This is a genomic window from Pseudomonadota bacterium, from assembly GCA_023229365.1.
In the GTDB taxonomy this organism is placed as follows: domain Bacteria; phylum Myxococcota_A; class Polyangia; order JAAYKL01; family JAAYKL01; genus JALNZK01.
On record JALNZK010000175.1, the window covers coordinates 1 to 8,512 of the forward strand.

The window sequence follows — 8,512 nt, forward strand, 5'->3', positions numbered from 1 at the left end:
ATCGAGCTTCGCCTTCCCGGGTCCGAGACCCGCGCCAGAACCTCCGGCCAACGATCCACCGGACATTTAGCCTTCACCCCAGGTCAGGAGATCTGGAATCCGAGTCCGTGTCCGAATCCGAGTCCGAATCCGAATCCGAATCCGTGCCCGGATCGAAGACCGGCGGAGACTCGTCGCTGCACCCGGCCCCCGGCCCCCACGCCGCGAGCAAGGCCATGCAGAGCACCGTGCGATAGGCCATCGTTCTCCCCTCCTCTTCACGAGGTCGCTTCCCGACCGCGCGCTTCGTCGCGCGGTCATTTTACCCCAACCAGTTGCAAAAGCGGTGAGTTTCGTTCGACAATCGGGGACGGCGAAAGCGCCGCAGGCGCCGAGTAGCCGAGAGCCCGAGTCGCGACCACCTCTCTCGAACGATCGCAGTAGGGAGGAAGGAGGTCCGTGTGCAGATCAACCGCGTCGTGCCCGGCTGTTTCCACGTCGAGATCGGCGAGCGCCGCGCCCTGCTCGGTGCGCCGCCGGAGTCGATCAAGCTCCTCCTGCGGGCGGGGCTGCGCGCGCCCACGGTCGGCGTGCTGCCCGACGTCGCGTACGTCGAGGGCGTCTCGCAGGTCGCCCTCGAGTTCCTCGCGTACTGGTACGTCTTCTTCGAGACAGGCGGCTGGAGCCGCCCGTTCCGCGTCGTCGGCACGCGCCGCATGTGCGAGCGCGTTCGGCAGATCCTGTCGATCACGCTGCTCGGCCCGACCCGCGAGCAGCTCAAGGGCTGGAAGCTGTCGCGGACGCGCATCGAGACGCTCACCCGCATGATGGATTACCTCGCGATCCGCCGCGACGACCGGCGCCTCGCGATCGACGACCTGTTCGAGTTCGCCGCGTTCGAGGACGCGGGCGACGGCGCGGTGCCGCTCTTCGGCGCGGACGACCTTGCCGCGACCGTGAAGCGCCTCGGCGACAACCGGTTCGAGATCGAGAGCGGCGGCCGGCGGCGGACCGTCGATCTCGCGTTTGAGGGCGAGCAGCTCCCCCTGCTCGCGGATCCCCCGGACGAGCTCGAGATCCCGCAGGTGCTCCGGGTCAAGCTGCTCGGCAGCTACTCGGGTTTCGATCCCGGAGGCCCCACCACCGGGATCGTGCTGTGGGTGAACGGCAACGCGTTCCTCGTCGACGGTCCGGTCGGCACCTCCGCCTACCTGCGGCGGCTCGGCGTCCCGAAGTCGGATCTGCGGGGCGTCATCGTGTCGCACGTGCACGACGATCATTGCACGCTGATCGACATGATCCTCTCCGAGCAGCGGGTCAACATCATCACGACGCGGGAGATCTACGAGTCGATGCTGATCAAGATCTCGTGCGTCCTCGGCGAGCCGCTGGACCAGATGCGCGGCTACCTGTCTTTTACCGAGGTCGTCCCCGGCAAGTCGGTCGCCATGTACGGCGCGAAGTGGGAGTTCTTCTACGCGGTGCACACGATCCCGACGATCGGCTTCCGCGTCTCGGTACGCGGCCCGGACGGAGGCGACCACACGGTCGTGTACTCGAGCGACACGATCCACTTCGAGGAGCTCGAGAAGATGCGCATGGCCGGAGCGATCTCGGCGCAGCACGCGGAGCGGATGAAGAACCTCGTCGGCGGCGGCGAGCGGCTCGCGATCGTCGACGGCGGGGGCCGGCCGATCCACGGCGTGCCGTCGGACTACACCGCGATCGCGAAGGCGCACCCTGAAACGGAGCTCCTGTTCTTCCACGTCGCGCCGGAGAAGGTGGCCGACGGGCCGTGGGGCGTCGCGACGCCCGGGTGGTCGCGGACGCTGCTGCCCGGGGCGAGCCTGCCGCAGCCGCTCGTCCTCAAGATCCTGAAGACGCTCAAGCTGCTCGAGATCTCGGATCAGGCCTGGATCAACGTGCTCCTCTCGCAGGGCCGGGTCGTCGAGGTGCCGCGCGGCGTCGAGGTCGTGTCGCAGGGCCAGGCGGGCGACAGCTTCTACTTCGTGCTCGCCGGCAGCCAGGAGGTGCTCGACGCGAGCGCCGATCCCCCGCGCCTCCTCGCGGTGCTCGAGGGCGGCGACTTCTTCGGCGAGATGTCGATCATCCTCGAGGCGGAGCGGAACGCGACGGTGCGAACGCTCTCCCGATCGCTCCTCTTCGTGCTCCCGGGCGATCTGTTCCTCGAGTTCGTCGAGGCGAACGACCTCGCCGAGAAGTTCGAGCGGATCTGGCTCGGCCGGTCGATCATCTCGAAGGTCCGGATCTTCCGGAACCTGCACCCGCACGCGAAGCACGAGCTCAGCCTGCTCTCGGTGCCGCAGACGTTCGACCAGGGCGCCTTCGTCATGCGCCAGGGCGGCAAGGCGGACGGGTTCTACATCATCACGCGCGGCATCGCCGAGGTGATCCGCCGCGATCGCCAGGGCAGGGAGACCATGCGCACGCAGCTCAAGAAGGGCGACTTCTTCGGCGAGAACGTCGCGATGGGCTACCGCGACAGGCGCAACGCCTCGGTCGTGGTGAAGTCGGAGACGCTCGAGACGCTCCGGCTCTCGGGCGCGGATCTGCGCCGCTTCGCGGCCGGCGCGCCGATCCTCCGGCACGAGCTGCACCTCGCGATGAAGCAGCGCGGCATGATCGAGATCCCGAGCGAGGGGGAGGAGGGGGGCTAGGCGGACTACTTCGTCGTGTCGTCGAAGGCCATGGTCTTGCCGACCTTGTGCTCGACGTCGATCCGGGCGAACACGATGGTGATGTCCTCGAGCAGCTGCAGCCTCGGATCGCCCTCCACCGTGCCGACGCGCGTCACGTAGCCCAGCACCCGCGCGTTCGTGAGCTTGATGGTGTAGACGACCTCCTCCTCGCCCGCCCCGTTGCGCTGGACGAAGCTGATCACGACCTGCTTGAGGAGCTCGTTCGTGACTAGCGCCTGGAGGAACTGCGGCGCGGACGGGCCGAGCGCCTTCGTGATGACGATCGGCTTGTGCTGTCTCTTTCCGGTGGCCGCGCCGGTACCGGCGTCCGTCGGCGAGGTGACTTCGTACCGGAAGTCGACCCCCTTCATCGCGTCCTTCCAGGCAGCCTGGGTGCACTCGGCCCTGAACTTGCCCTGCTTGCCCCCATCGACCACGACGTAGAACTCATACGAGGCCGACGCCGAGAGCGGAATGACCGACAGCGCGAACACGACGGCGATCATCGACAGTCTCTTCATCTTTCCCTCCTCTGCCTTCTCTAGGTGATCGGCTCGAGGCGCGCCGTGAAGTGCCGCAGCCACGGCGCCTGCTCGACGATCCTGTAGCCCTTGAGCTTGACCGCGCGCTTGGCGACCGCGGCGATCACCTCGGCCACGTAGTCGATGTGGCTCTGCGTGTAGACGCGCCGCGGCAGCGCGAGCCGCACGAGATCGTTGGTGGCGGGCAGATCCGGGCCGTTCTCCTGCGTCCGCCCGAACATGAAGGTGCCGATCTCCACCGCGCGCACGCCGCCCTCGAGGTACAGCTCGCACGCGAGCGCCTGCCCCGGGTACTCGTGGGGCGGGATGTGCGGGAGGGCGGCCCGGGCGTCGAGGTACACCGCGTGCCCGCCGGCCGGCCGCACCGTGGGCACGCCCGCGGCCCACGACTTCTGGGCGAGGTACTCGGCGGTGCGCACGCGGTACCGGAGGTAGTCCGGCTCGGTGACATCGAGCAGCCCCTGGGCGAGCGCCTCGAGATCGCGGCCCGCGAGGCCGCCGTAGGTCGTGAACCCCTCGGTCAGGATGAGGCTCGTGCGGCACCGGAGTGCGAGCTTGTCGTCGTTCATCGCGAGCAGGCCGCCGATGTTGCCGAAGCCGTCCTTCTTGAGGCTGATCGTGCACCCGTCGACGAGCCGGAACATCTCCTTCGCGATCTCCCGGGGGTGGCGGTCCGCCTGCCCCTGCTCGCGGACCTTGATGAACCAGGCGTTCTCGGCGAAGCGGCACGCGTCGAGGAAGAGCGGCACGCCGTGCTTGTCGCACAGCGCCCGGGTGGCGCGCAGGTTCGCGAGCGACACGGGCTGGCCGCCGCCCGAGTTGTTGGTCACGGTCGCCATGACGAGCTTGATCTTCTTCCCGTTCGCCTCGAGCGCCTTCTCGACCGCGTCGAGATCGAGGTTCCCCTTGAACGGCATCTCGAGGTGCAGCTCGCGCGACTCGGCGCACGGCAGGTCGAGCGCCTCGGCGCCCTGGAACTCCACGTTGGCGCGCGTCGTGTCGAAGTGCGTGTTGTTGATCACGACGTCGCCCTTGGCGAGCAGCTCGCCGAACAGGATCCGCTCCGAGGCGCGCCCCTGGTGGGTCGGGATGACGTGCTTGAACCCGGTGAGCTCGCGCACGACCGCCTCGAACCGCTCGAACGAGCGGGAGCCGGCGTACGACTCGTCGCCGCGCATCATCGCGGCCCACTGCTCGGCGGACATCGCCGAGGTGCCGGAGTCGGTCAGGAGATCGATGAGCACGTCGTCGGCGTGCAGGCCGAAGAGGTTGTAGCCGGCCTTCTTGAGCGCGGCCTCGCGCTCCGCGCGGGTGGTGAAGCGGATCGGCTCGACGACCTTGACGCGGTACGGTTCGATGACGGTGCGGTGCGGCATGTGCTCTCTCCTGGTTGTCTGGTCGAGGCTCCCGACGCAGTTGAAAACGTGGTGCACATCCCGTGACGGGGCAAGGGCGGGATCACTCCTTGGCGCCGATCGCGGTCAGGAACTCGAGCCGGAGCTGGTGGTCGTCGGCGAGGCAGCCGGCGTAGGCGGCGGTGACGACGCGGCTCCCGGCCTGGCGCACGCCGCGGACGACCATGCACAGCTGCTCGGCGTCGAGCAGGCAGGCTGCGCCGCGGGCGCCCAGGTGCTCCACGAGGGCGTTTGCCACGCCGCGGCCGATCTCCTCCTGCAGGATGAGGCGGTGCGCGAAGCAGTTCACGAGCCGCGAGAGGTTCGAGAAGCCGATGATGCGATCCCCGGGAAAGTACGCCACGTGGGCGAGGCCGTGGAACGGCAGCAGGTGGTGCGGGCACACCGAGTGGAAGTACATGTCCCGGATGACGACGAGCGACGGGGCGGAGCCTACCGGCGTCCCGCCCGCGAGGATGCTCGCCGGATCCCACTCGTAGCCGTCGAGCAGGTCGTCGAGCCACATCGACGAGGCGCGGAGCGGCGTGTCGAGCAGCTCCGGGTACGTCCCGGGCGATCTGCCGACGGCGCGGAGCAGATCCTCGAACGCCTTGGTGAGCCGGGCCTCTTTGTCCTCTCGGGAGCTCATCTCACACCGGGACGACGCCCTCGATCTCCGGGATCTCCTGCTTGAGCACGCGGAGCACCCCCATCTGGAGCGTGATCTGCGCGGACGGGCAGCCCATGCACGCGCCCTTGAGCCGCACCTTGACCTTGTTCCCCTCGAGGCCGAGGTACTCGATGCCGCCGCCGTCCATCGCCAGCGCGGGGCGGATCTTCTCCTCAATCACCTTCTTGATCTTCTCTTCGTCCATCGCGATCGCGTCCCTTCTTCCCCCAGCGGGCAGCGCCCCGCCGCGCGCCCAGGTAGCGATACCCGCGTCGCCCGCGGGTGTCAAGGAAGCCGGGCCGAGCGCGGATCCGATCCGCGTCCCCTTCTCGACGACAGACGGTACTGGTACAGTTTGGGAGATGGGCAGCATCATGTACGATCTGCTGCGGGTGCTTCCCGCGGTTTTCGTTGGCGTCACAACCGGCTGTACGTCGTCGTGTTCCGAGAATCACGGAGGTGAGATGGATGCGAGCACCGACACCGATACGGACACCGACGCTGACTCGGATACTGACTCGGACACGGATACCGACTCGGACACGGATACCGATGCCGATACCGATTCCGATACGGACACGGACACAGGGCCGCCGGACCTGGAATGGGACGGCGGCACGCCGATCCCCTGCGAGGGCGACGGCGGCCCCGACATGGTCTGCGTGCCGGGAAACACCTACCTGATGGGTTGCATGCCATACGACACGGAATGCGAGCCCGAGGAGTACCCGATGGTCGAGGTGACCCTAAGCCCGTTCTGGATCGACAAGTACGAGGCGACCTACGAGGACATTATCCCGTTTTTAAATAGTCTATTTGTTGGTTACGATCGGGGTGATCGATATATTTCAAAATCGAACCCCGACTCTGGTTTGCCGGACATCGAGCTGTGGGCGAGTTATTCGGAGGGTAGCCCACCGATCGCCCTGAACGACGCTGGGATGTATGAGTACGGTATTTCGTTGAGCCCGACGACTTGCAATCGGGGTGCAGACGCAGCGGCTGGTGGATTCTATTGGCTCGGCGCCAAGCTGTATTGCGAGTGGCGCGGTATGCGGTTGCCGACCGAGGCCGAATGGGAGGCCGCGGCGCGGGGGCAGACGAAGCTGAAGTACCCGTGCGCCTGGTACTATTTGCCGTGTTGGTATGGCATTTACGATTGTTGCACGACGTGGCCGATGGCGGAGTGCTACATGGGAACATGTGAGGACTGCTGTATTCCGTTGCAGGACAACTTGGCCGGAGAATGCGAAAGCCCCTTCGGTGTGCGGCAGATGTACGGCAACGCTTCGGAGTGGGTCCTGGACTGGCTCGTCGCTGACCATTCCGCGTGTTCAAGCGGCTGCACCGATCCCGCGCCGTTGACGGGAGCGTGGCCTCAGAAACCCATCAAGAAAGGCGGGGCGGTATCATCGCCTGCCGAATACACTAGGATCTCAGCGCGTACTTACCTCACGACATCTCCGGCTGACACAGGAGTCCGCTGCGTCCTCTCTCCGGTTTCCTTCGATGCCGTAGACGCCGGGCTGTAGCAAGGGGAGTCGGGAGTTGCCTCCCCGGGTTCTACCCGCTGTTCGACGCGGCCCGGGATCTCCGCGCCTACGATCGCCCTTCCCGCAGCCCCCGCTCGATCCAGCCGCCGCCGAGCACGCGGTCGCCGCGGTACAGGACGACGGCCTGCCCCGGCGCGACCGCGCGCACCTTCGCGTCGAAGAGGACGCGCAGCGAGCCGGACGGGCCGAGCAGCGCGGTCGCCGGCGCGGCGCGGTGGCGGTAGCGGATCTGCGCCTCGCAGCGGAACCGATCCGCCGGCGCAATGCCGCCCAACCAGCGGAAGCCGCTCGCCTCGAGGCCCACGCTCTCGAGATCCGCGGGATCTCCCGACAGCACGACGCGCCCGGAATCGGCCTCGACGCGGCACACGTAGGCGCGCCCGCCGAGGGCGACCCCGAGCCCCTTGCGCTGCCCGACGGTGAAGCGGTGGAGACCGTCGTGCCGCCCGAGGCGACGGCCGTCCGGCCCCACGATCTCGCCGGCGCGCGCGCGGCCGCCGAGCCTCCGCCGCAGCGCCTCCGCGAGCCCCGGCCCGTCCTGCGCGACGCACGCGTCCTGGCTTTCGGCCCGGTCGGCGTTCGCGAGCCTCAAGTCGCGGGCGAGCGCCCGGACCTCGGGCTTCCGGAGCCCGCCGAGCGGGAAGAGCACGCGCCGCAGCTGGTCGTCGCCCAGGCGGTGCAGGAAGTACGACTGGTCCTTGTCCGTGTCGGCGCCCCGGAGGAGCGCCGTGCCCCGCCCGTCGGGATCGGGCCCGGTTCGAGCGTAGTGGCCGGTCGCTATCCGCTCCGCGCCGACCTCGTCCGCGAGCGCGGCGAGCATCCGCAGCTTGATCCGGCTGTTGCAGACGACGCACGGGTTCGGCGTGCGCCCCCTGTCGTACTCGCGCCACGCGGGCTCGAGCACCTCCTCGAGGAACGCTGCCGCGCAGTCGACGGTCCTGTGCTCCGCGCCGAGCGCCCGGGCGACCGCGCGCGCCGCCTCGGCCTCGCGGCGTTCGCCGTCCTCCGCCATCACGAGCGTCGCGCCGAGGACGCGACAGCCGCGCCGCACGAGCAGCCCGGCCGCCGCGCTCGAGTCCACCCCGCCGCTCATCGCGACGACGACCGTCTCGCCGGATCTCGGCTCCAACTCAGGCGCCTCCCGTCTCCGCGCACCCGATGCTCCCGCGCCGAAGCCATTGTGGTACACTGCCCGAGGAGGAAAGCAAATGCGCTCGAAAATCGTCTGCGCCGCCGTGCTCGCCATCCTCTGTGCGCCGACGTGCGCCGAGGAGACGTCCAACGGCGTGGGCACCATCGACGGCGACGCGGATTCCGACGCCGACACGGACACCGACACCGACGCCGATTCGGATACGGATTCGGATACGGACTCCGATACCGACTCGGATTCCGACACGGACACGGACGCCGACACGGACACCGACACCGACACGGATACCGATACCGACACCGATTCGGACACCGACGCCGACTGCCCGTACCCCTGCTACACGCCCTCCGTGTGCGCGCTCGTGGGGGGCACCGAGCACGCCGAGTACGCCTGCACGACCGGTAACTGTTTAGCGGGATGATAGCACAGCCGACAGCGAGATCACGGCCGGAAGATGCTCGGCGGCGGCGCGCCGGACATGTGCGCGGCGACGGCCCGCGTGATGAAGTCGCCGAGGTCGAT

The 8,512-nt window shown here is 68.2% G+C and carries 9 protein-coding genes; 3 read left to right on the top strand and 6 right to left on the bottom strand.

Annotation, left to right across the window (positions count from 1 at the left end; translation table 11 throughout):
• Window positions 1-73: 73 nt before the first annotated feature.
• Complete coding sequence (locus M0R80_29730) at window positions 74-241, bottom strand: hypothetical protein (protein MCK9463819.1); 168 nt, start codon at window positions 239-241, stop codon at window positions 74-76.
• 199 nt (window positions 242-440) lie between these two features.
• Between M0R80_29730 and M0R80_29735 the strand changes: the two genes are divergently transcribed.
• Window positions 441-2,657: a cyclic nucleotide-binding domain-containing protein gene (locus M0R80_29735; GenBank protein MCK9463820.1), complete on the top strand. Its 2,217-nt coding sequence runs from the start codon at window positions 441-443 to the stop codon at window positions 2,655-2,657.
• A gap of 5 nt (window positions 2,658-2,662) precedes the next feature.
• Here M0R80_29735 and hcp read toward each other — a convergent pair whose 3' ends face one another.
• From hcp to M0R80_29755, 4 genes are all read right to left on the bottom strand, one after another.
• Window positions 2,663-3,199 carry a type VI secretion system tube protein Hcp gene (gene hcp / locus M0R80_29740; GenBank protein ID MCK9463821.1) on the bottom strand — a complete coding sequence of 179 codons (537 nt, stop codon included), beginning with the start codon at window positions 3,197-3,199 and terminating at the stop codon, window positions 2,663-2,665.
• Between the two features lie 20 nt (window positions 3,200-3,219).
• Window positions 3,220-4,596 (bottom strand): tryptophanase, encoded by a 1,377-nt coding sequence (locus tag M0R80_29745; protein ID MCK9463822.1) that lies wholly within the window; start codon window positions 4,594-4,596, stop codon window positions 3,220-3,222.
• Window positions 4,597-4,678: 82 nt separating this feature from the next.
• On the bottom strand, window positions 4,679-5,263 hold the full coding sequence (locus tag M0R80_29750) for a GTP cyclohydrolase I (GenBank protein MCK9463823.1): 585 nt from the start codon (window positions 5,261-5,263) through the stop codon (window positions 4,679-4,681).
• Window position 5,264: 1 nt separating this feature from the next.
• Window positions 5,265-5,705 carry a NifU family protein gene (locus tag M0R80_29755; protein ID MCK9463824.1) on the bottom strand — a complete coding sequence of 147 codons (441 nt, stop codon included), beginning with the start codon at window positions 5,703-5,705 and terminating at the stop codon, window positions 5,265-5,267.
• 43 nt (window positions 5,706-5,748) lie between these two features.
• Between M0R80_29755 and M0R80_29760 the strand changes: the two genes are divergently transcribed.
• A complete protein-coding gene (locus M0R80_29760; GenBank protein ID MCK9463825.1) occupies window positions 5,749-6,816 on the top strand; it encodes a formylglycine-generating enzyme family protein in 1,068 nt (355 codons plus the stop codon).
• A 67-nt stretch (window positions 6,817-6,883) separates the two neighbouring features.
• On the opposite strand, the gene mnmA is transcribed toward M0R80_29760, so the two are convergent.
• Window positions 6,884-7,966, bottom strand: coding sequence for a tRNA 2-thiouridine(34) synthase MnmA (mnmA, locus tag M0R80_29765; protein MCK9463826.1), 1,083 nt, complete (start codon window positions 7,964-7,966; stop codon window positions 6,884-6,886).
• 79 nt (window positions 7,967-8,045) lie between these two features.
• Here mnmA and M0R80_29770 point away from each other — a divergent pair, with 79 nt between their 5' ends.
• Window positions 8,046-8,411 (top strand): hypothetical protein, encoded by a 366-nt coding sequence (locus tag M0R80_29770; protein MCK9463827.1) that lies wholly within the window; start codon window positions 8,046-8,048, stop codon window positions 8,409-8,411.
• Window positions 8,412-8,512 lie beyond the last annotated feature (101 nt).